At 34.6% G+C, this 21,384-nt stretch carries 24 protein-coding genes and 1 pseudogene; 19 read left to right on the top strand and 6 right to left on the bottom strand.

Features of this window, described 5'->3' with window-relative positions:
- Window positions 1-10: 10 nt before the first annotated feature.
- The 5 genes from remB to dnaA form a co-directional block, all read right to left on the bottom strand.
- The gene (remB, locus tag EDD72_RS09370; protein ID WP_243643816.1) at window positions 11-298 is read right to left on the bottom strand and encodes an extracellular matrix regulator RemB; all 288 of its coding nucleotides are present in this window, start codon (window positions 296-298) and stop codon (window positions 11-13) included.
- Window position 299: 1 nt separating this feature from the next.
- Entirely contained in the window at window positions 300-1,421 is a 1,122-nt protein-coding gene (recF, locus tag EDD72_RS09365; RefSeq protein WP_132769656.1) for a DNA replication/repair protein RecF, read from the bottom strand.
- 20 nt (window positions 1,422-1,441) lie between these two features.
- Window positions 1,442-1,657 (bottom strand): S4 domain-containing protein YaaA, encoded by a 216-nt coding sequence (yaaA, locus tag EDD72_RS09360; protein ID WP_132769653.1) that lies wholly within the window; start codon window positions 1,655-1,657, stop codon window positions 1,442-1,444.
- Window positions 1,658-1,705: 48 nt separating this feature from the next.
- Window positions 1,706-2,845, bottom strand: coding sequence for a DNA polymerase III subunit beta (dnaN, locus tag EDD72_RS09355; RefSeq protein ID WP_132769650.1), 1,140 nt, complete (start codon window positions 2,843-2,845; stop codon window positions 1,706-1,708).
- A 186-nt stretch (window positions 2,846-3,031) separates the two neighbouring features.
- A complete protein-coding gene (gene dnaA / locus EDD72_RS09350; protein ID WP_243643815.1) occupies window positions 3,032-4,387 on the bottom strand; it encodes a chromosomal replication initiator protein DnaA in 1,356 nt (451 codons plus the stop codon).
- Between the two features lie 523 nt (window positions 4,388-4,910).
- On the opposite strand from dnaA, the gene rpmH reads away from it, so the two are divergent.
- From rpmH to EDD72_RS09275, 15 genes are all read left to right on the top strand, one after another.
- Window positions 4,911-5,045, top strand: a complete 135-nt coding sequence (gene rpmH / locus EDD72_RS09345; protein WP_132769646.1) for a 50S ribosomal protein L34 — start codon at window positions 4,911-4,913, stop codon at window positions 5,043-5,045.
- Between the two features lie 161 nt (window positions 5,046-5,206).
- Window positions 5,207-5,557, top strand: a complete 351-nt coding sequence (gene rnpA, locus EDD72_RS09340; RefSeq protein WP_132769644.1) for a ribonuclease P protein component — start codon at window positions 5,207-5,209, stop codon at window positions 5,555-5,557.
- Window positions 5,558-5,571: 14 nt separating this feature from the next.
- Entirely contained in the window at window positions 5,572-5,787 is a 216-nt protein-coding gene (gene yidD, locus EDD72_RS09335; RefSeq protein ID WP_132769642.1) for a membrane protein insertion efficiency factor YidD, read from the top strand.
- A gap of 28 nt (window positions 5,788-5,815) precedes the next feature.
- Window positions 5,816-6,541: a membrane protein insertase YidC gene (yidC, locus tag EDD72_RS09330; RefSeq protein WP_132769640.1), complete on the top strand. Its 726-nt coding sequence runs from the start codon at window positions 5,816-5,818 to the stop codon at window positions 6,539-6,541.
- A 20-nt stretch (window positions 6,542-6,561) separates the two neighbouring features.
- Entirely contained in the window at window positions 6,562-7,278 is a 717-nt protein-coding gene (jag, locus tag EDD72_RS09325) for an RNA-binding cell elongation regulator Jag/EloR (protein ID WP_132769638.1), read from the top strand.
- Window positions 7,279-7,469: 191 nt separating this feature from the next.
- Complete coding sequence (gene mnmE, locus EDD72_RS09320) at window positions 7,470-8,843, top strand: tRNA uridine-5-carboxymethylaminomethyl(34) synthesis GTPase MnmE (protein ID WP_132769636.1); 1,374 nt, start codon at window positions 7,470-7,472, stop codon at window positions 8,841-8,843.
- Window positions 8,844-8,859: 16 nt separating this feature from the next.
- A complete protein-coding gene (mnmG, locus tag EDD72_RS09315) occupies window positions 8,860-10,746 on the top strand; it encodes a tRNA uridine-5-carboxymethylaminomethyl(34) synthesis enzyme MnmG (RefSeq protein WP_132769634.1) in 1,887 nt (628 codons plus the stop codon).
- A gap of 1 nt (window position 10,747) precedes the next feature.
- The gene (gene rsmG, locus EDD72_RS09310) at window positions 10,748-11,458 is read left to right on the top strand and encodes a 16S rRNA (guanine(527)-N(7))-methyltransferase RsmG (protein ID WP_132769632.1); all 711 of its coding nucleotides are present in this window, start codon (window positions 10,748-10,750) and stop codon (window positions 11,456-11,458) included.
- An 801-nt stretch (window positions 11,459-12,259) separates the two neighbouring features.
- Window positions 12,260-13,096, top strand: a complete 837-nt coding sequence (gene noc / locus EDD72_RS09305) for a nucleoid occlusion protein (protein ID WP_132769630.1) — start codon at window positions 12,260-12,262, stop codon at window positions 13,094-13,096.
- Between the two features lie 134 nt (window positions 13,097-13,230).
- The gene (locus tag EDD72_RS09300; protein ID WP_132769628.1) at window positions 13,231-13,992 is read left to right on the top strand and encodes a ParA family protein; all 762 of its coding nucleotides are present in this window, start codon (window positions 13,231-13,233) and stop codon (window positions 13,990-13,992) included.
- Complete coding sequence (locus EDD72_RS09295; RefSeq protein WP_132769626.1) at window positions 13,985-14,833, top strand: ParB/RepB/Spo0J family partition protein; 849 nt, start codon at window positions 13,985-13,987, stop codon at window positions 14,831-14,833. Before EDD72_RS09300 ends, EDD72_RS09295 begins: the two co-directional genes overlap by 8 nt.
- A 109-nt stretch (window positions 14,834-14,942) precedes the next feature.
- Complete coding sequence (locus EDD72_RS09290) at window positions 14,943-16,088, top strand: aminotransferase class V-fold PLP-dependent enzyme (protein WP_132769624.1); 1,146 nt, start codon at window positions 14,943-14,945, stop codon at window positions 16,086-16,088.
- Window positions 16,089-16,101: 13 nt separating this feature from the next.
- The gene (locus EDD72_RS09285; protein WP_132769622.1) at window positions 16,102-16,806 is read left to right on the top strand and encodes a DUF554 domain-containing protein; all 705 of its coding nucleotides are present in this window, start codon (window positions 16,102-16,104) and stop codon (window positions 16,804-16,806) included.
- Between the two features lie 33 nt (window positions 16,807-16,839).
- Complete coding sequence (locus tag EDD72_RS09280) at window positions 16,840-17,325, top strand: DUF4446 family protein (RefSeq protein ID WP_165895035.1); 486 nt, start codon at window positions 16,840-16,842, stop codon at window positions 17,323-17,325.
- A 14-nt stretch (window positions 17,326-17,339) separates the two neighbouring features.
- The gene (locus EDD72_RS09275; protein WP_132769618.1) at window positions 17,340-17,747 is read left to right on the top strand and encodes a diacylglycerol/lipid kinase family protein; all 408 of its coding nucleotides are present in this window, start codon (window positions 17,340-17,342) and stop codon (window positions 17,745-17,747) included.
- On the opposite strand, the gene yyaC is transcribed toward EDD72_RS09275, so the two are convergent.
- On the bottom strand, window positions 17,692-18,276 hold the full coding sequence (yyaC, locus tag EDD72_RS09270; RefSeq protein ID WP_132769616.1) for a spore protease YyaC: 585 nt from the start codon (window positions 18,274-18,276) through the stop codon (window positions 17,692-17,694). The two genes, EDD72_RS09275 and yyaC, sit on opposite strands and share 56 nt — an antisense overlap.
- 163 nt (window positions 18,277-18,439) lie before the next feature.
- Between yyaC and EDD72_RS09265 the strand changes: the two genes are divergently transcribed.
- From EDD72_RS09265 to EDD72_RS09245, 4 genes and pseudogenes are all read left to right on the top strand, one after another.
- Window positions 18,440-19,453, top strand: a complete 1,014-nt coding sequence (locus tag EDD72_RS09265; protein ID WP_132769614.1) for a YkvI family membrane protein — start codon at window positions 18,440-18,442, stop codon at window positions 19,451-19,453.
- Window positions 19,454-19,539: 86 nt separating this feature from the next.
- Window positions 19,540-20,244, top strand: a pseudogene (locus tag EDD72_RS13120) (lysophospholipid acyltransferase family protein).
- A 16-nt stretch (window positions 20,245-20,260) separates the two neighbouring features.
- Window positions 20,261-21,166, top strand: a complete 906-nt coding sequence (locus EDD72_RS09250; RefSeq protein ID WP_243643814.1) for a mechanosensitive ion channel family protein — start codon at window positions 20,261-20,263, stop codon at window positions 21,164-21,166.
- Window positions 21,167-21,168: 2 nt separating this feature from the next.
- Entirely contained in the window at window positions 21,169-21,372 is a 204-nt protein-coding gene (locus EDD72_RS09245; protein ID WP_132769608.1) for a DUF951 domain-containing protein, read from the top strand.
- The last annotated feature ends 12 nt before the right edge of the window (window positions 21,373-21,384 follow it).

Below are 21,384 nucleotides of genomic sequence, written 5' to 3'. Positions count from 1 at the left end.
TACCTCCAACTCATTTTTGAGTTTCTTTTTGAGTGATATAATTCTCTAAATAAAATGCATTGGCTCTTTTTTTCAATGTTACAGAGGAAATAGGTGAATAATAGATATAGTTCGTGGTGACGACGATTGATTTCACATCTGTTTCTGAGATACGGATGATTGGATGTTTTTGCTCCATTTTCTGTATAAAGGATTTCGCCTTTTTCGTCACTTCTTGATTACTCACATCAATGATCGCCACAACTTCTTTTGCTCGAACAACACTGTCTCCACCAATATGGATAAACACAATGTACACCTCAATCCTTTTTCGTAACTTTCCCCATTGACACGTAAAAATTAGATGAATGATTTAAATGAATTAAATCGATTCCCTCTGTTGTTGTTGTCGTAATCATGGTTTGTACTTTATTTTCTATAGTTTTAATTAAATGGGTTTGTCTTTTTTTGTCTAACTCCGATAAAACATCATCGAGTAAGAGGATAGGATATTCTCCTATTTCTTCATGAATCAATTCAATCTCTGCAAGTTTTAATGATAAGGCAGTCGTTCTTTGTTGTCCTTGTGACCCATAAGACCTCACGTCAATTTGATTGATATAAAAATCTAAATCATCCCGGTGAGGGCCAATCATACTTGTCCCTCGATTTAATTCTAGGGGCATGTATTTTTCAATGATACGTTCAAACTGAAATCGAATATCAGATTCTGTTTCCAAACCTTTTTCTAAAGGTATAGAACTTTTATAATAAATATTCAAATTTTCCATTCCTTCTGTAATTCCATCATGTACTTCTTGTGCTCTTTTTTCTAATTTTTTCAGAAATTTAAGCCGTTTATCTAATATTTTTGCCCCATGTTCAACCATTTGTACATTCCAAATTTCTAACATCTCCAATTTATTCTTCTTTACTTTTGAAAAATCCTTTAATAAATTATTTCTTTGCTGAAGAACTTTTTGGTATTGAGCGAGATGATAAAGATAAGAGGGTTGAATTTGACCAATTTCAATATCAAGGAATTTGCGCCGATATTGTGGACTACCCTTGACTAATGTTAAATCTTCAGGAGCAAAAAGGATCACATTGAATGCTCCTATATAATCGCTTAATTTTTTTTGTTCTAAAGCATTAATTTTTGCTTTTTTTCCTTTATCCGTGATTTGAATCTCTAAGCTTACATTTCCCATTGTTCTCTCAACAGTACCTTTAATAACAGAAAAAGATTGGCCCCATTGGACCAACTCCTTTTCTTTCGCAGTACGATGTGATTTTGCCAAAGCTAAAAGATAGATGGCTTCAACAATATTGGTTTTTCCCTGTGCATTATTTCCCTGGAAAATATTAATTCGCTGGTCAAAAAGTAAATCTAGTTCTGCATAATTACGATAATTTTTTAAGTGGAGATGAGTAAGAAACATATCTTCTCTCCCATTTATGATTATTTAGAAATAATTTGGTATTCGCCGTTATGCTGGATTCGAATTCGATCAGAGGCATACAGTTTTCTCCCCCGCCGATTCTCTTTTTCACCATTTACCCATATGTCATTTTCTTGCAAAAAGAACTTCGCTTGTCCTCCGGTATCAATGATGTTCAATAACTTTAATAACTGTCCTAGTGTAATAAATTCGCTATCAATTTTAACTAATTCCATATTCGAACTCCTTGATTTCAACACCCACGAATATTAAAGGTGACATAATTAATAAGTGCGAACGGGCAATATTAAATGCAAAGCCCAATCGTGATCTACTGGTTTAATTACAAATGGACTTAAAGCACCAGTAAATTCGATTCGTATTTCTTGACTGTCGATTGCTTTTAATGCTTCTAACACATATTTTGCATTAAATGAAATTTTAATTTGATCTCCATCGATTTCATTTGCTTGAATTTGTTCTGTTACATGACCGACTTCTTGAGAATTCGATGAAAGTTCAACCATCAAATGTTCTTGGGTAGTAAATTTTACAATATTATTCTTATCATCTTTTGCAATTAATAACGCTCTTTCTATCGCATCAGCAAATTCTTGTTTTGAAAGAATAAGATTCGTTTTAAATTTATCAGGAATAATTCTTGAAGTATCAGGATACGTACCATCTAATAATCGAGAATAGAATAACAGATGTTTCATTTTCACTTGAATTTGATTCTCTGTGACGATAATCTGAACAGTTGTTGGTTCATCCTCGAGTATTTTGCTCAATTCATTTAATGATTTTCCAGGTACTACAATATTGTGAAATGTTGTATCGTTAAGTGTCTCAACCATTGAGGTTCTGGTCGCTAATCGATGGGAATCGGTAGCAACAAATTTTAACATATGGTTTTCTAATTCCCAGAGTACACCTGTTAAAATTGGTCTACTTTCTAAAGTATGAACAGCAAATAATGTTTGACGAATCATTGATTTTAATAAATCGCTTTGAATTTTAAATACTTGCTCTTCCTCAATTTGAGGCAAATTAGGAAATTCCTCCGCATCATAACCATTTAGACGAAATTCAGTTCGTCCTGAACGAATAATCACAGATAAATGATCGGTCTGCTCAAATTCAATTTCATCACTAGGCAGTTTTTTTACAATTTCCACAATATATTTTGCAGGTAATACGATTTTTCCCTCTTGATAGATTTTTACATATTCCTTTTCCTGATCTATTTTAGGTATAAATATTTGAATAGAAATATCAGAGTCGCTTCCAATCAACGTTAATCCTTCCGCTGTTAGATCAAATTTAATCCCAGTTAATATGGGTATCGTTGTTTTTGTTGAAACGGCCTTATTTACATGTTGGATTCCATTCATCAGTTGTGATTTATCAATTATAAAATGCATAATGACCTCCAAAGCTAGAATATTTCATATTCTTTATTCATATATATATTAATTTAAAGTATTTCATAGTGATAGTAATAAGTATTGTGAACATGTGAATAAGCGGGAAAAAGTAAGAGTTTATCATATTATCAACATGTGGATAACGTGTGGATAAGTATATTTACTTATTCACACAACACACAATTAATTAAAGTTTTTAATTTTATCGGTTAAAGCTTTAATTGCCTGTTGTAATTCAGTATCTGTTTTTAATTCGCTCATTATTTTTTCATAGGCATGAATTACAGTAGAATGGTCTCTGCCACCAAAATCTTCTCCGATTTTTGGCAATGATAAATCCGTTAAAACTCTTGTGAGATACATGGCCACTTGTCTAGGAAAAGCGACCGCTCTAGTTCTTTTCTTTGCTTTTAGATCATCTAGCTTAAGACCGTAGTACTCTGCAACTGCTTTTTGAATACTATGAATTGTAATTTCTTTTGGTTTAGCTGATGGAATAATATCTTTTAAAGCCTCGGCTGCTAATTCCACACTCATGTCTTTATTAATCAATGAAGAATAAGCTACTACACGAATCAATGCCCCTTCTAATTCGCGGATATTCGTGTCTATTTGATTTGCGATATAGATCATGACTTCATTTGGAATATCTAAGTTCTCCGCTTTTGCTTTTTTTCTTAAAATTGCAATTCTTGTTTCTAAATCAGGTGGTTGTATATCTGTGATTAGTCCCCATTCAAAACGGGAGCGCAATCGGTCTTCTAATGTAGGAATTTCTTTAGGTGGGCGATCACTAGAAATAATGATCTGTTTATTTGCTTCGTGCAAAGCATTAAAAGTATGGAAAAATTCTTCTTGCGTTGATTCTTTTCCAGCTAAAAACTGAATATCATCAATTAAGAGAACATCGATATTTCGATATTTATTACGAAATTCAACGGTTTTATTATCACGAATTGCATTAATAAATTCGTTCGTGAATTTTTCAGATGAGATATAGAGAACTTTTGCTTTTTCATTATGCTGGATCACGTAATGACCAATCGCATGCATTAAATGAGTTTTGCCAAGTCCTACGCCACCATAGATAAATAATGGATTATATGCTTTGGCTGGAGCTTCCGCTACTGCAAGAGAGGCAGCGTGTGCAAAGCGATTCCCAGCTCCGATTACAAAAGTATCAAATACATATTTCGGATTTAAAATTGATTTATATTGTGAGTCTTCATCTTCAGTAGGAGGAACGATCTTTTTTTTCGGAGTCGGATCAGGAATGAAATCCATTTCCGTAGTAGATGGGATAATAAATTTAATTTTGAAATTCTCACCAGTTATCTCGTATAAGGTTTCTTGGATTAAGATCGAGTATCGGGATTCTAACCAATCCCTAGCAAATTCATTCGGAGCTATGATCGTCAATTGATCCTTTATTAGGGACGAAGCTTGGGTTGATTGCAACCAAGTTTCAAAACTAGGTTTGCTAATTTTTCCTTCAATAACAGATAAAGTTTTCTTCCATAAAGTTTGTAACTGTTCCACGTTAAACTCTCCCATATTGTTTTTCCACAGATAAAAGTTGATATTGTGGATAAAAATCTGTCGATTTTTGGGAAAATATCGAAACAAAAATAAAATAAAGAACATGTTGTGAATAAAAAATCCACAACCAAGGATAATTGTCCACAGATTTATCCACAGGCTGTGAATATATTTCTTTTATTTCATGGATTATTAACAGAATAAATCAAAAACATGATATCAAATTAATCCTATTATATCAATGGTTTTCTCGAATTATCCACATTTACTACAAGTTGTGTGTAATTATTATTAACAATACTATATTTTGTGGATAATCTGTGGAAAAATTGTCGAAAATGAGTGATTTTTGACAATGAAGTTATCAACAAAAAAATAGTAGGGGAAATTAAGGTTTTGAGCTGATGTGGTTCATTCATGTATTTTCGGTGTTTCTTGACAAAATAGACTTTTCCTTAATATAATGTGAAAGAATGTCCTTACACTATGAAATATGGATCCTCAAGAGGAGGTGTAATCATACATGAAACCAACATATCAACCAAATGTTCGTAAAAGAAAGAAAGTTCATGGTTTCCGCAAGAGAATGAGTACGAAAAATGGACGTAAAGTATTAAAGGCGCGTCGTGCGAAAGGAAGAAAAGTTCTATCTGCATAGGTCACTTATATGTGGCCTTTTTTTCTATTAATTTATGAAAACTTTCTTAAATTCATTGATGTGATGTGATAAAATAGGTTTATTCTAGATTATATTTACCTATACTTTTTTCATAGAAGTTATTTTGATAACGCATTCAACTGATTTGTGGTGGTAAGAATTTGAAAAAAGAATTTCGGCTTAGAAAAAGAGAAGATTTTAAAAAAGTTTATCAATACGGACATTCCATTGCGAATCGATCTCTGGTATTGTATGAATTAGATAATATCCAAATTGAATCTTATCGTTTTGGGATTTCCGTTAGCAAAAAATTAGGGAAAGCTGTTGTTAGAAATCGAGTGAAACGTTTAATCAAAGAAGCGATTCGTTCTGTAATAAGTCGCAACGAAATTAAAAAACATAAAGATTACATTTTTATTGCCCGTAAACCGATCATTGAGATGGACTTAGAACAAATTGAAAAAAGTATAGAATACCTTTTCAATAAAAAACATTTAATCATTAGAAAGTAAGGTGGAACAATCTGATGAAAAGGTTCTTTTTATCATTGATTCGTTTCTATCAGAAGTTTATTTCACCTATTAAGCCAGCAACATGCCGTTTTTATCCTACTTGTTCTCATTATGCTTTGGAAGCGATTGAACTTCATGGCCCAATCAAAGGTGGATGGCTATCAGCAAAGCGAATCGCAAAATGTCATCCGCTACATCCAGGAGGATATGATCCTGTTCCTAAAGATTAGTGAATATTATTTAGAGGGGGAATTTTGTTTGCGGAAACGCTCACTCATTTTTTTACTTATATTAGGACTAATGTTATTTAGTACTGGATGTTCTACGAAAGGTGTACCTGATCCAAATAATGGAATTTGGGATCGATATTTTGTCTATCCCTTATCTGAAACCTTAAATTTCTTTGCAAAGATTCTTTTTAATAATTATGGTTTGTCGATTATTGTTGTTACGATCATTATTCGCTTCTTAGTCTTACCTTTAATGATCACACAGATCAAAAGTCAAAAAGCAATGCAGGCATTACAACCTGAGATCACGAAAATAAGGGAAAAATATAAAGATAATCCCCAAAAAATTCAAGAAGAAACGATGAAGCTTTTCCAAAAACATAATGTCAATCCTTTATCAGGGTGTCTACCAATTTTGATTCAAATGCCGATTTTAATCGCTTTTTATCATGCGATTATGAGAAATCCTGATATCTCAGCACATTCATTTTTATGGTTACAATTGGGACAAAAAGACCCTTATTATATCTTACCGATTTTAGCAGCCGTTTTTACATATATCCAAACTGTGATGATGAATACCAGCGTTGCGACAACACCACAAGCGGTTCAACAACAAAAGATTATGTCGATTATGATGCCTTTAATGATTCTTTTTATTGGTATCACATTACCATCAGCTCTAGCTCTTTATTGGGTGGTAGGTAATATCTTTACTATTGCTCAGACGAAATTAATTACTCATAAGAAATAGGTTTATTGGGGGATTCAAAAATGGAAAAAATCATTGCTACGGGAAAGACTGTAGAAGAAGCAATAAACTCAGCCCTCAGACGACTCAATACTACAGAAGATAAAGTAAAAATAAAGGTGATTGAACAACCTGGAAAACGGTTTTTTGGTTTAATAGGGCGAAAAGATGCGGTTGTAGAAGTAACATTGATTTCTGAATCAGAATCAATTCAAGACACACTCACAGAAAAAACTTTGGTTGAGGACAAAACAGAAGTTAATGCAGTAAACCAAATGGTCTCATTAAAGGATCCGATTGAAGAAGCCAAAGAGTTTTTAGCTAATGTCTTTAAAAAGATGGAGTTAACCGTTGAAATTGAAGTTACTAAAGAAGAGGAACAAACGATTTTTAATCTGATTGGAAATGATTTGGGAATTTTAATTGGCCGAAGAGGGCAAACTTTAGACTCGTTACAATATTTGACAAATATTGTCGCAAATCGATATGTGAAAGATCAGCGCTTGAGAATCGTTTTAGATGCAGAAAATTATCGCTCAAGAAGAAAAGCAACATTAGAAGAGTTGGCAATGAAATTAGCAGATCGAGTAGTACGGACAGGGAAAGATGTCATTCTTGAACCGATGAGTCCTCATGAACGGAAAATTATTCATTCTAAATTACAAAATCATCCAAAAGTTCAAACCATTAGCCAAGGAGAGGAACCGAATCGTAAAGTAATGATTACGAGGAAATATTAATTAGACTATATTTTATGGGGAGCATAAGCTCCCTTTTTTAATTTTATCGATTAATCAACATAGGGATAAAAAATAAATTTTTGTTATCAACATGTGGATAAAACTTCACTATTTTGTTTTTAGATGAGAAATATGTTATTCTATCTTTTTAAGAGAAATCTATTGCTTTTTAATTTTGGGGTGAAAGATCAATGGAGTTTGATACAATTGCTGCGATTTCCACACCATTAGGGGAAGGTGGCATTGCAATCATTCGTGTAAGTGGGGATCGAGCTATTCAAGTAATAGATTCGATTTTTAAAGGCAGGAAAAAGTTATCCACGGTGGATAGCCATACAATCCATTATGGGCGAATTGTGGATAAGAATGGAGAAACGGTGGATGAAGTTTTAGTTACCGTGATGAAGTCTCCACGAACATTTACTCGTGAAGATGTTGTGGAAGTGAACTGTCATGGGGGAGTTATAGCTGTTAAAAAAGTACTTGATGTGATTTTAGATCAAGATGTTCGTCTGGCAGAACCAGGGGAGTTTACAAAAAGGGCATTTTTAAATGGTAGAATTGATTTAACACAAGCTGAGGCAGTAATCGATCTTATTCGTTCAAAAACAGATCGAGCGATGGCTTTAGCGATGAAACAAGTAGAAGGAAAGCTTTCCTCGAAAATTAAAGAGATTCGGCAGAGTTTATTAGAAGTATTGGCCCATATTGAGGTAACAATTGATTATCCTGAGCATGATGTGGAGTCTGTCACCCATGATTTCCTTTTAGAGAAAGTAAACCACGCCAAAAAGGAAATCGAACGATTGCTTGCACATGCTTCTCAAGGTAAAATTCTGCGTGAAGGGCTGTCTACAGCGATTATCGGTAGACCAAATGTAGGGAAATCTTCATTATTAAATGCGTTAATCCGAGAAAATCGGGCGATTGTTACAGATATTCCTGGGACAACTAGGGATATTATCGAAGAGTATGTCAATATTGGAGGAATCCCACTCAAATTAATTGATACAGCTGGAATTCGTGAGACGGAAGATATTGTTGAAAAAATCGGTGTAGAACGTTCAAGAAAGGCTTTAGAAGAAGCAGACCTTATTTTATTTGTATTGAATTATAATGAGTCGCTTTCAGAAGAAGATAAGCAATTAATTGCTTTGGTGAAAAATTTAAATGTGATTTTGATCGTTAATAAGACCGATTTACCGCAAAAACTGAACATCGAAGAGATAAAAGAAACCTTTCCTGATACTCCGATCATTTTTACTTCTATAAAAGAGGAAGAAGGGATAGATGATTTGGAGAATGCGATCACTCATTTATTTTTTGAAGGGAAAATTGAATCCGACGATTTGACTTATATTTCTAATTCACGACATATTTCTCTATTGAAAAAGGCGAAGAATAGTTTAGAGGAAGCCATTCAATCGACTGAGCAATGGTTACCGATCGATATGGTTGCAATCGATTTAAAAAATGCGTGGGATCAACTTGGTGAAATTATTGGTGATTCTGTTTCAGAAGATTTAATCGATCAGATTTTTTCTCAATTTTGTGTGGGTAAGTAAGAATGGAGGGATATAGATGGGATATCGCGCTGGTGAATATGGTTGTATTGTTGTAGGTGCTGGGCATGCAGGTGTAGAAGCAGCTCTAGCATCTGCACGGATGGGCGTGAAAACATTATTATTAACCATCAGCTTAGATACAATAGCTTTTATGCCCTGTAACCCATCGATCGGTGGTCCGGCAAAAGGTCATGTCGTTCGAGAAATCGATGCCTTAGGTGGAGAAATGGGAAGAAATATTGATAAAACCTATTTACAAATGCGGATGCTAAATATAGGTAAAGGTCCTGCTGTTCACGCACTAAGGGCACAAGCAGATAAGTTTGAGTATCAACGTGAAATGAAAAAAACGATTGAGAATACACCAAATTTAACCTTAAAACAAGCAATGGTAGAACAATTAATTGTTGAAGATAATCGTGTAAAAGGAGTAATTACGAAATCTGGAGCTGAATATTATAGTGAGACAGTGGTCTTAACAACAGGCACCTATTTAAGAGGTAGAATCATTATAGGCGATCTCATTTATGAAAGTGGTCCAAACAATCAACAACCATCTGTTAAATTATCGGAAAACCTTCGTGAACTTGGCTTTGAACTCGTTCGTTTTAAAACGGGTACCCCACCAAGGGTACATCGAGATACAATCGATTTTTCAAAAATGGAAATTCAACCAGGGGATGAAGTACCACGAGCCTTTTCTTTTGATACAACAGAGTATCGGTCAGAGCAGATCCCCTGTTGGCTAACCTATACAAATTTCCTAACTCATTCAATCATTAATAATAATTTACATCGTGCGCCGATGTTTTCTGGCGTCATTGAAGGAACGGGTCCTCGTTACTGCCCATCGATCGAGGATAAGGTTGTTCGTTTTCATGATAAACCTCGTCATCAAATTTTCTTAGAACCAGAAGGAGAACATACAAAGGAAATGTATGTTCAAGGCTTTTCTACCAGTCTACCAGAAGATGTTCAAATTAAAATGTTAAGAACTTTGCCTGGATTAGAAAAAGCGGAAATCATGAGACCTGGTTACGCCATCGAATATGATGTAATTGTTCCAACACAATTAAAGCCAACACTAGAAACGAAAAAAATTAAAAATCTATTCACAGCTGGCCAATTGAATGGAACTTCCGGTTATGAAGAAGCAGCTGGGCAAGGATTAATGGCTGGAATTAATGCTGCTTTAAGGGTATTAGGTAAAGATCCATTAATTCTCGATCGTTCTCAGGCTTACATCGGTGTGTTAATTGATGATCTGGTTACAAAGGGAACAAACGAACCATATCGATTACTCACTTCTCGGGCTGAATATCGTTTATTATTACGTCATGATAATGCTGATTTACGTTTGCGTGAAATTGGTTATCAAATTGGTTTGATTGATGAAGAAAGATATCAACGCTTTCTTGAAAAGAAGAGAAAAATTGAAGCCGAAATTTCTCGTTTGAAACAAGAAAAAGTGAAGCCTACACCAGAAATACAGCAAATTCTGCGTGAATTAGGAACCGCAGAATTAAACAATGCTGTTGATTTAGCTACGCTATTGCGTCGACCAGAGATTAATTATTCTGTGATTGAGAGAATATCTCCTAGCACTGAGAAGTTAACTCCAGAAGTAAAAGAACAAGTAGAAATTCAAGTGAAATATGTAGGTTACATTGAAAAGCAGTTACAACAAGTAGAAAAGATGAAAAAGGTAGAAGCGAAAAAAATTCCTGAATGGGTTGATTATAATAAAATTAGCGGAATCTCTAGTGAAGCGAGGGAAAAATTAAATAAAATTCAACCTTTAAATATTGGTCAAGCTTCTCGTATATCTGGAGTTAGTCCTGCCGATATATCGATGCTTCTAATTTATATTGAGCAAGGGAAAAAAGAGATGGAGATTAAATAGTATGATGGAAGAGCTAAAAAAGCTATTAGAACCTTATCAAGTGGAATGTACTGATGTTCAACTTCAGCAATTTGAGACCTTTTATCGATTGTTACTAGAATGGAATGAGAAGATGAATTTAACGGCAATCACGGAAGAAAAAGAAGTAATTGTCAAGCATTTTTTCGATTCCATTACTCCGGCATTCTATTATCACTTGTCGAATCAAAAAATGATTGATGTTGGCGCTGGAGCTGGCTTTCCAAGTATACCTTTAAAAATTTGTTTTCCCGAATTAAAAATGGTGTTACTTGATTCATTGAATAAACGTATCAACTTTTTAAAAATAGTTGGTGAAAAACTAGGTTTTACCGATTTTGAATGTGTACATGGGAGAGCTGAAGAATTAGGGCAAAAAAATATCTATCGTGAATCCTTTGATATTGGAATTGCAAGGGCTGTTGCCAGATTGAATATTTTGGTCGAGCTTACACTCCCCTTCGTAAGAAAGAATGGAATGATGATTGCCATGAAGGGTTCCCATGCATTAGATGAAATCGCAGAAGCAAAAAAAGCAATCGAAATCCTAGGGGGAGAATTAAAAGAAACAAAAGTTTTTGATCTTCCGTATGAGTATGGCGAGCGAACAATTATTTTACTAGATAAAACGAAAAATACACCAAAGAAATATCCACGAAAACCTGGTACACCCAATCGACAGCCAATCATTTAAATTAATGTTTCACGTGAAACAATCTAAGTGACGAATAGATGAAGAAGTCTATTCGTTATTTTTTTAGAAATAGCTCCCAATGGAATGCATTGGATATACTAACCTGATATGGCTTGTATGTCTAACGCTGCTCCTAACCTTACGGTTTTCCCTTAACAAACGGTAAGTAGGAAAACATACTCGCTAAAGTCGCAGTTTATAGAATCATACAAGCCTGTGATTCGATATGGGTTTGTATATTTCATAATTGTAGACATAGTACGACTAGCAGCTTTAGCTGTGTAGCGTGCTTTGTGTGCTTTTGGGAGTGTATTTATACACGGTTAACGGAGCGCGTTGGGATATACAAGCTATTTTTATGAAATAATAGTATTCTTATTGATGATTCATGGATTATTATTTTATTAGATTGCAAAACATTGCAAGTTTTGACGCATGCTAAAATACAATACTGTTTTATGAAATATGGTTGATTGATTTTTTTCAATCTATTCTCATTTCTTCTTGAATGGTTTAAAATAAATACAGTCCTTTTAACCAATAAAATAAAGAAGACCCTTATCCCTCCAGGTGGGGGGATGAATTGTTGCCCTTTAGCAATACCCGAGCAAATGATATAATATAAAAAATATGGATGGGATACATAAATGCAACGATGATCGTAGGAATTACAGGAAGCTATGCCTGTGAAGATGGGAGAGTTCACTTTAATTCGATTATTTTGATTATAAATTAGCAGGATTTTAAAAAAAATAATAGAATACATTATGTGGAATGAAAGTGTTAGGTAGGTGTGGTCCAATGAAAGACCATTTATCGCGTTTTTTTGGGTTAGCAGAACGTAATCAAGATTCACAAGCTGAAGAGGTTATTTATATTCCAGTAGACAAAATTATCCCTAGTCCTTATCAACCTAGAACGGTGTTTGCTGATGATAAACTCGATGAGTTATGCCAAACGATCAAAACTCATGGAATTATTCAACCAATTGTCGTTCGGATTCGAAATGAACAATATGAAATTATTGCTGGTGAACGCCGATGGAGAGCGGTTAAAAAATTAGGGTGGGATAAAATCCCAGCCATTATTAAAGATTATAATGATGGACAAGCTGCTTCCATTGCTCTGATCGAAAACTTGCAAAGAGAAGGGTTAACAGCGATCGAAGAGGCAGTTGCCTATAAAAAATTAATTGAAATTCATGGTTTAACTCAAGAAAGTTTGGCTCAGCGATTAGGGAAAAGTCAATCAACGATTGCGAATAAATTACGTTTATTAAATTTATCGCCAACGATTCAAAATGCATTAATGTCTCGACAGATTACAGAAAGACATGCAAGGGCGTTACTATCTGTTCATGATGTTGAAACACAAGAGAAGATTTTAAGAGAAATCCTTGAAAAAGAATTAAATGTAAAGCAAACAGAAAATCGAATTAAACAGATTTTAGAAAAATTTACAAATCAGGAAAAGCCAAAACCAAAACGTGTTGCCTTTTCAAGAGATGTTCGATTAGCAATGAATACGATTCGTCAATCTGTCGATATGGTAATAAAAACAGGTTTATTAATTGAAACGAATGAAATTGATCACGAAAACTATTATGAGTTTGTGATAAAGATTCCAAAAAACAAATAAATGATTGAAAGCGTCAATAATCGACTCCATCAAGAGAAGCTTCAATTTGAAGCTTTTCTTTTGCGCTTCGAACAACCTCGCTAGATTTAGACAGCTTAGAACTTTGTTGTTAGGAAAATGAGGTGAGAGAATTCATGGGAAAAATTATCGCCATTACGAATCAAAAGGGCGGTGTTGGAAAAACAACAACTTCAGTAAATTTAAGTGCTAGTTTGGCAAAACTAGGAAAAAAGGTTTTGTTGGTTGATATAGATCCTCAGGGGAATTCGACAAGTGGGATTGGGATTAATAAAGCGGATGTAGAATATTGCATCTATGATGTCTTAATTAATGATATATCCCCTAAAGATGCGATTTATCCTACTCAGATCGAGGGGTTAGATATTATTCCTGCAACGATTCAATTAGCTGGAGCAGAAATCGAACTCGTTCCTACGATATCACGTGAAGTTCGTTTAAAAAGAGCACTGCATGTCGTAAGCGACCAATATGATTATGTCATTATTGATTGTCCACCTTCTTTAGGAATCCTTACTGTTAATTCATTGACCGCTGCTGACTCTGTGATTATCCCGATACAATGCGAATATTACGCATTAGAGGGATTAAGTCAATTATTAAATACCATTCGTCTTGTGCAAAAACATTTAAACACAGAATTAAAAATTGAAGGTGTTCTTCTAACAATGTTTGATGCTAGAACCAATCTTGGAATTCAAGTTGTTGAGGAAGTTAAAAAATATTTCCAAGATAAGGTTTATTCAACAATTATTCCAAGGAATGTTCGTTTAAGTGAAGCTCCCAGTCATGGTCAATCGATTATTACATATGATCCTAAGTCTAGAGGTGCAGAGGTTTATCTTGATTTAGCAAGGGAAGTGATTTCTTATGAATAAGCGTCTAGGGAGAGGTTTAGATGCTTTAATTCCTTCCTTAAACATCGAAGATCATGAGAAAGTAACAGAAATTGAAATCAATCAAATTCGTCCAAATCCCTATCAACCGCGAAAAGTATTTAATCAAGAACAATTGTCTGATTTAATGGCTTCCATTAAAGAACATGGGGTCATTCAACCTATTATTGTTAGAAAAACATTAAAAGGTTATGAGATCGTCGCTGGTGAACGTAGATGGCGAGCCAGTAAGGAATTGCAATTCGCTACCATTCCTGCTGTCGTTAAAGAGTTTACCGACCAACAGATAATGGAAATTGCACTCATTGAAAATCTTCAGAGAGAGGATTTAAATGCAATCGAAATTGCAAACGCTTATGAAAAATTAATGAAAACATTTCAATTAACCCAAGAAGAACTATCTGTTAGAGTAGGGAAAAGCCGTCCACATGTGGCGAATATTTTACGATTACTTCAACTACCTAAATTGATTCAAGAAGAAATAATGAATGGCCGACTATCCATGGGGCATGCGAGAGCTTTGATTGCTTTAGATACAGAGGAAAAACAGATCAATTTCGCAAAACGGACAATTGAGGAAAATTGGAGTGTTCGTACGCTAGAAGAAAAAATTCAACAAGAAAAAAGAAATGTTTCACGTGGAACATTAAAAAAGAAAACAGAAACCCATTCCATAAAAGCTTATCGTCATATAGAAGAACAACTTCGGGAAACATTTAAAACATCTGTTAAGATTAAACAAGGGAAAAATAAAGGGAAAATAGAAATTGAATATTTTGATCAAAATGATTTACAGAGAATTTTGGAGTTAATGGGTGTGTAACATGAATATAAGGCAACCAAATTGGTTGTCTTTTCATCGTTTTGCATCCGATAAGTAACATTTGTAAGACGAATTTTATTTCTTTTATATTTTGAAATGAGGTGTAATTATGATTTATTTTGATCATGCAGCCTCTTCTTGGCCAAAACCAAAGCAAGTGATTGAAAAAATGGTTCAATTTTTAACAGAAAATGGCGCGAACCCAGGTAGAGGTAATCACAAAATGGCGGATATAGCAGGTAAAGAGATTTATCAAACCCGGGTTAAATTAGCAAAACTTTTCCATATTCAAAACCCCAATCAAATTACATTCTTTATGAATACAACACAGGCTTTAAATCTAGCGATTAAGGGTCTCCTTTCTCCTGGGGACCATGTGATTACGACAAAATTAGAACATAATTCAGTTCGAAGACCATTAGAGTATTTGAAAAAAGTAATAGGGGTTGAAATTTCATATTTAGATGTTGATCACGCAGGATATATCTCCTTAGAATTATTAAAAAAATCATTTCAATCAAATACAAAATTATTAGCCATTAGTCATGCATCAAATGTTTTAGGGTCCATTCAACCGATAAAGGAAATTGGCCAAGTTGTGAAAGAAAAGGATATCTACTTTTTATTAGATAGTGCCCAGACAGCTGGAAGATATCCTATTCATGTTCAAGAGATGAATATTGATCTTTTAGCTTTTCCTGGCCATAAAGGTCTTTTAGGTCCACAAGGAGTAGGAGGATTATATATCCATCCTGAATTACAATTAACTCCACTGATTCACGGAGGAACAGGAAAATTCTCTGAAGATGTAGATCAACCTTCTCAAAGCCCAGAGAGGTATGAATCTGGAACCTTAAATACGGTTGGAATTGTTGGGTTAGGGGCTGCACTAGATTATCTTGAAGAGATCGGTATAGAAACATTGAGAAAAAAAGAATGGGCATTGACCCAAAGATTATTAAAAGGACTTGAGGAAATAGAAGGCGTAAAATGGTATGGTCCTGATCTCAATCAGGAAAGAGTTTCTGTTGTCAGTTTTACGGTTGAAGGAATCGATTCGGCTGAAATAGCAACCATCTTGGATCAACATTACGAGATTGCAGTTCGTAGTGGTTTTCATTGTTCGCCACTCGTTCATCAAACAATGGGTACTTCAAATGGGGCGATCAGAGCTAGTTTGGGGTATTCAAATACTGAAGAAGAAGTGGATACTTTTTTAGCAGCCATCCGGGAAATCGCTTTAACGTTACGGTAAAGGGGGGGAGTTAATGGTATTAACAGGAACTATCGTGAATACAATTGCCATCATTTTTGGAGGAATTATTGGGAGTTTTCTTTCTAATATCCCCCAACAAATACGAAATACGGTGATGCAAGGGATTGGCCTTGCTGTGATCATTCAAGGAATAACCATGGGTTTAAAAACACAAAACTTTTTATTAGTGATCTTCAGCTTGGTATTAGGTGGTATTATTGGTGAATATTTAAAAATTGAGGACCGTTTAGACCGTTTAGGTAGATGGATAGAAGAAAAAGTCGGTGGGAAAAGTAAAGGAAGTATTGCAAACGCATTTGTTACTGCTACTCTTGTTTACACTATCGGAGCAATGGCGATTTTGGGTTCTTTAAATAGTGGTTTGAATTTAGACCATAGCTTATTATATTTAAAAGCGATGCTTGACGGTTTTTCAGCCATTATTTTTGCTTCCACTTTAGGTATAGGGGTAATATTCTCAGCGATACCTGTTTTTATCTACCAAGGAACGATTGCACTATTAGCCACTTATATTCATTCATTTATATCAAAGGACTTACTTGATCAGATGATTGTAGAAATTACAGCAACTGGTGGTATATTAATTATTGCAATAGCCATTAATATTTTAGAATTTAAAAAAATTAATGTAGCCAATATGTTACCTGCAATAGTTATTGCTCCATTAGGTGTAGCGATTATCAAATTATTCTTTTAAAAATGTGGAACTTTGGAGAAGGGAAGAACAACAGTGGAAATCGTTTCACAATATCAGAATGAACTTATCATTTTATTAGTATTGGTCAGTGTGATTCAACTTTTTTGGATTTTTATACTCAGTATTAAGATTGGAAAGACGAGAAAACGTTTGAATCGTTTTACACGGGGAGAAGGGAATCAAAACTTAGGACAATTAATTGAAGGATACAATCAAGAAATTGAAACGATGAAACACGAATTAACAACCAATACAGAAAAAATCGATATCATTTTTCAACAAATTGGAAAATTAAAAGGCAGAGTAGGAATGGTTCGTTATAATGCATTTGGCGAGCAAGGAAATGATCTTAGTTTTTCGATTGCAATGCTCGATGAAAAACAAAATGGCATTGTGATCACAAGTATCTATAACCGTGAACAATCCAATACTTATGCAAAACCAATTGAAAATGGTCAATCAAGTTATCGTCTTTCTGAAGAGGAAAAAAAGGCGATCGAAAAAGCGATCCATACTTAAGGTAGGATTTGTTTATGATTTATTTCATTGTTAATCCTTTATCAGGTAAGGGAAAAGCAAGAAAATATTTATCCTTTATTGAAAAATTTTTAAAAGAGCTAAACATCACTTATCAATTTTTTATCACTGAATATAAAGGACATGCTTTTCAAATTGCTCAAGAATTACGGGGGAAACCGGAAGTTAGTTTCATTATTATAATTGGCGGGGATGGAACATTACATGAAGTTGTGAATGGTTTATACCCCTCAGATATTCCTTTAGGATATATTCCAGCAGGATATGATAAAGTAGTAGAGTTAGCCAATCGCTCCAGATGGAAACAAAAATTTCCAAGTCTTTTAAAAAGGAGAATGCAGCAAATTATTAGTTTGCTGCATTCTCCTTATTGTAACCATATAATCTTAAACTTTGATGAATAGAATTCGCAATCATATCAGCCATTTTCATCACGACATGTAACCGAGTATTTTGTAGGACAAAATACTCCATAAAACCCCCTATATTGACAACTCCAGAAATATGAAAATGACCGATTTCAGGGAGATTTTTCTGAACCCCAGCCCCAGGTTTTAGTGGCCCATCCACGACTTGAATCGATCCAACACTTCCTAATTGTCCAAGACAAGCGTCGACAGCAAGGATACCAGAATAGGGATACTGTTCTTCTATAAAATGAATCGTATTTTCAAGGTTCAAAGCATGAACAGGCTCTTCTAGTGTACCTAATACCGTGTAATGGCTTGGTTCCATTAATTTTAATTTTGAACCTACTAAAGGACCCAAAGCATCTCCTGTGGAGCGATCTGTACCAATACAAACAACGACCCAATGATCATAGGAGTATTTGTCCATGTAGTTAAGAATATAATGGGATAACTGAATATCACCCCGAGGGTTAGAATAGTCAATCACATATTTAGAAGGATTTTTAAATTTAAGGAAATCCATAAATACCTCCAAAAAAATAGTATTACTAGTATACGTGGATATTTAAGGAAATATACATAGTACATGGACAAATAATGACTGAATCTTAATTAGGAAGAATGAAGAATAAGGATAGAAAAGAAGATATGTGATTCAGTTGAAAGGTTAAGGGGAGAAGTGTGATATGATAAAAAATGGGATCAAGATTGGGCTAACGATCATGGGAACAACGATTGGTGCTGGGTTTGCTTCAGGAAGGGAGATATGGGAATTTTTCACTTCTTATGGGTTGCAAAGTCTCGTTGGTTTAATGATTACTTTGTTGTTACTCCTTTTAAGTAGCATGGTGATTTTATGGTTAAGTTGGCGCTTTGAAACAGAAAACTATTATGATATTCTTGTTCTTTTGATGGGAACTCATTTGGCAAAAATTTTTGATTGGTTTATTTTTTTATATTTATTTTCAGGTTCGATTGTGATGTTTGCTGGGAGCGGGGCCATTTTCGAGCAGTGGGGAAACTCGATGGTTTTAGGAGTCTTACTATTGGCAATTCCTTTATGGATTGTTTTAGCTCGTGGTGTAAGGGGGCTCATTTCTTTAAATAGTGTTTTGATGCCCATAAAAATGTTAATGATGATCTATGTTGGTACCCTTTTTCTGATGAATGATCAAGAGGTGGCTTCTCATTTTATCAGAGAACATTTAAAAGTGTGGCCCTCAGCTATCACGTATGTCGCTTTTAATGTGATTTCTCTTCTAGGAGTTTTGTCCACCATCGGTAAGAAAATCCGTTCGAGAGGAGAAATTATTTTCGGTAGCGTGGTTGGAACTTTCGGTCTAGGATTGATCGCTTTTTTAATGAACCTCTCCTTATTGCGGGTTCCTAATGTGGATCATTATGAGATACCGCTTTTCTCCATCATCCCAAATCAACCGATTTTTAGGGTATTTGTCTCGATCATCTTATGGTTAGCGATTTATACGACAGCATTAAGCAATGTTCATGGTATAATTTTCCGAGTTCAAAAAAAATTTCCATTTTCAACTGGAAAGTTAAGCTTCGTTTTTCTAACCTTGATCGCGCCAATTTCATTTGTAGGTTTTTCTAATTTGATCCAATTTTTATATCCTTTATACGGGGTCTTAAATTTATATGTATTATCCTTGATCATCCTTTACCCTTTTCAACAACTCTAGAAAAATACTATAATTTCAATAAGAAAGAGATAAAAAAACATGGACAATAGTGTAACAAACAATTTTCTAGGAAGGGAATCGTAATCATGTTCTATTCCATCGTCAAGGCCTTGCTATGGGCTATTTTGAAGCTATATAATCGAATCACCGTACACGGTTTATCTTTTGTTCCAAGAAAAGGAGCGTTTATACTTGTTGCCAATCATAGTAGTTATCTAGATCCCATATATATCGGTATAAGTATTCCAAGGAAGCTTCATTTTATCTTAAAACCAGCAGAAGACTCCCTCTTCTATAAAAAAAGTTCCTATTCTAAAGGATAGGAAGCCTCCACCTTTTTAGGTGGTGGGTAGTTCACGGCTAAGAAAGAGGCATTTCAAAATCGGATGATGAACTGGTTACTTACTCATTTAGGTGCATTTCCAGTCGACAGGAAACAAATGGGGATTACAACTGTGAAGAAAGCAATCCGTATTTTAGCAGATCAACAAGTATTTGCTATTTTCCCACAGGGAACAAGAAAAGAAGAACAGGAAATCACAAATATGAAACAAGGGGCAGCATATTTTGCAATCAAAACAAATACACCTATCCTCCCCGTATATATAAAGGGGACAGATAAGGTGATGCCAAGAGGACAAGCTTGGATTTTACCTGCAAAAGTAGAGATCTTTTTTGGAGAGATGATTCGCTTAGAAGGTTTATCAGGTCTAGATCATGATCAGGCCATCAAATACTTAACCGATCAAATAAAAGCGGAAATGAATCGTTTGGCAAAACAATTTTCTTGAAAGGGATGAATAAATCATGAATTTAGAAACAGCTCTAGAAAATATGAATCAATTATCAACGTTAAGCTTTTGGGAGAGTTTACGGTTAAAATTAATGAATGCTGAGCTATGGATGGGATTATTTTGGAACATCGTTCAAATTTTATTTATTATCGTGGTTGCAAAAGCGCTGGTTCGATTGATTAATACTGTAATTGATCGCTGGATGAATAGAAGTCCCAAAGCATTGAGGGTAAATGAACGCCGAGCGAAGACGGTTGGTTCATTAATTCATAATGCTGTGAAATATACGATTAATTTTATTGCGATCTTAATGGTATTAGAACAGTTAGGATTTAATTTAGGTCCTGTCTTAGCAGGTGCTGGGGTCTTAGGTCTAGCGATTGGCTTTGGAGCACAAAACTTAGTCAAAGACGTGATTTCTGGTTTCTTTATTATTTTTGAAGACCAATTTGGTGTAGGCGATCAGGTATCTATTAGTAACTTTTCCGGGGTTGTCGAGGAAATTGGACTGCGAATCACAAAGCTACGTAGTTGGACTGGGGAACTCCACATTATACCAAATGGGACGATTAAAGAAGTAACGAATTATTCTACTCATAATTCCGTGGCGGTAGTGGATATTGGTATTGCCTATGAAGAAAATCTTGAACATGTTACGAAAGTCTTAGAGGATATTTTAAGTGAAATATTTAAAGAATCACAAGATATCGTGAAACCACCGGAAATCCTTGGGGTACAGAATTTGGGTCCTTCTGAAGTCGTATTGAGGATTATTGCGGAAACGAAACCCATGTCACATTATGCAGTTGCTCGAAAATTAAGAGCAAAAATTAAAGAAGGATTTGATCGAGAAGGAATCGAAATACCTTATCCTAAAATGGTTACCTTTCATCGGAATGAGGAAAGCAAGGGGGTATAAGGTTGCAGGAAAAACAATTTGGATTAAATGATATTGTACAAATGAAGAAACCACATCCGTGTGGAACAAATGCTTGGAAAATTATTCGTATGGGTGCAGATATTCGGATCAAATGTATGGGATGTAACCATAGTGTTTTAATCCCAAGACAAAAATTCCAAAAATCAATGAAAAAGATTCTCGAAAAAGGTGAGGCTTCAGAATAGATGGGAGAATGA

It is taken from the genome of Tepidibacillus fermentans (assembly GCF_004342885.1).
GTDB classification, from domain to species: domain Bacteria; phylum Bacillota; class Bacilli; order Tepidibacillales; family Tepidibacillaceae; genus Tepidibacillus; species Tepidibacillus fermentans.
The sequence above is the reverse complement of the archived record's forward strand: the minus strand, read 5'-3'. Positions and strand labels throughout refer to the sequence as shown.

Excerpts from the sequence above, each read along its gene's own strand:
- jag (WP_132769638.1), top strand. The coding sequence starts at position 6,562 with ATGGAAAAAATCATTGCTACGGGAAAGACTGTAGAAGAAGCAATAAAC.
- mnmE (WP_132769636.1), top strand. The coding sequence starts at position 7,470 with ATGGAGTTTGATACAATTGCTGCGATTTCCACACCATTAGGGGAAGGT.
- EDD72_RS09295 (WP_132769626.1), top strand. The coding sequence starts at position 13,985 with ATGAATAAGCGTCTAGGGAGAGGTTTAGATGCTTTAATTCCTTCCTTA.
- noc (WP_132769630.1), top strand. The coding sequence starts at position 12,260 with ATGAAAGACCATTTATCGCGTTTTTTTGGGTTAGCAGAACGTAATCAA.
- rpmH (WP_132769646.1), top strand. The coding sequence starts at position 4,911 with ATGAAACCAACATATCAACCAAATGTTCGTAAAAGAAAGAAAGTTCAT.
- EDD72_RS09300 (WP_132769628.1), top strand. The coding sequence starts at position 13,231 with ATGGGAAAAATTATCGCCATTACGAATCAAAAGGGCGGTGTTGGAAAA.
- EDD72_RS09285 (WP_132769622.1), top strand. The coding sequence starts at position 16,102 with ATGGTATTAACAGGAACTATCGTGAATACAATTGCCATCATTTTTGGA.
- EDD72_RS09290 (WP_132769624.1), top strand. The coding sequence starts at position 14,943 with ATGATTTATTTTGATCATGCAGCCTCTTCTTGGCCAAAACCAAAGCAA.
- dnaN (WP_132769650.1), bottom strand. The coding sequence starts at position 2,845 with ATGCATTTTATAATTGATAAATCACAACTGATGAATGGAATCCAACAT.
- yaaA (WP_132769653.1), bottom strand. The coding sequence starts at position 1,657 with ATGGAATTAGTTAAAATTGATAGCGAATTTATTACACTAGGACAGTTA.
- EDD72_RS09275 (WP_132769618.1), top strand. The coding sequence starts at position 17,340 with ATGATTTATTTCATTGTTAATCCTTTATCAGGTAAGGGAAAAGCAAGA.
- yyaC (WP_132769616.1), bottom strand. The coding sequence starts at position 18,276 with ATGGATTTCCTTAAATTTAAAAATCCTTCTAAATATGTGATTGACTAT.
- yidD (WP_132769642.1), top strand. The coding sequence starts at position 5,572 with ATGAAAAGGTTCTTTTTATCATTGATTCGTTTCTATCAGAAGTTTATT.
- EDD72_RS09250 (WP_243643814.1), top strand. The coding sequence starts at position 20,261 with ATGAATTTAGAAACAGCTCTAGAAAATATGAATCAATTATCAACGTTA.
- EDD72_RS09265 (WP_132769614.1), top strand. The coding sequence starts at position 18,440 with ATGATAAAAAATGGGATCAAGATTGGGCTAACGATCATGGGAACAACG.
- rsmG (WP_132769632.1), top strand. The coding sequence starts at position 10,748 with ATGATGGAAGAGCTAAAAAAGCTATTAGAACCTTATCAAGTGGAATGT.
- recF (WP_132769656.1), bottom strand. The coding sequence starts at position 1,421 with ATGTTTCTTACTCATCTCCACTTAAAAAATTATCGTAATTATGCAGAA.
- mnmG (WP_132769634.1), top strand. The coding sequence starts at position 8,860 with ATGGGATATCGCGCTGGTGAATATGGTTGTATTGTTGTAGGTGCTGGG.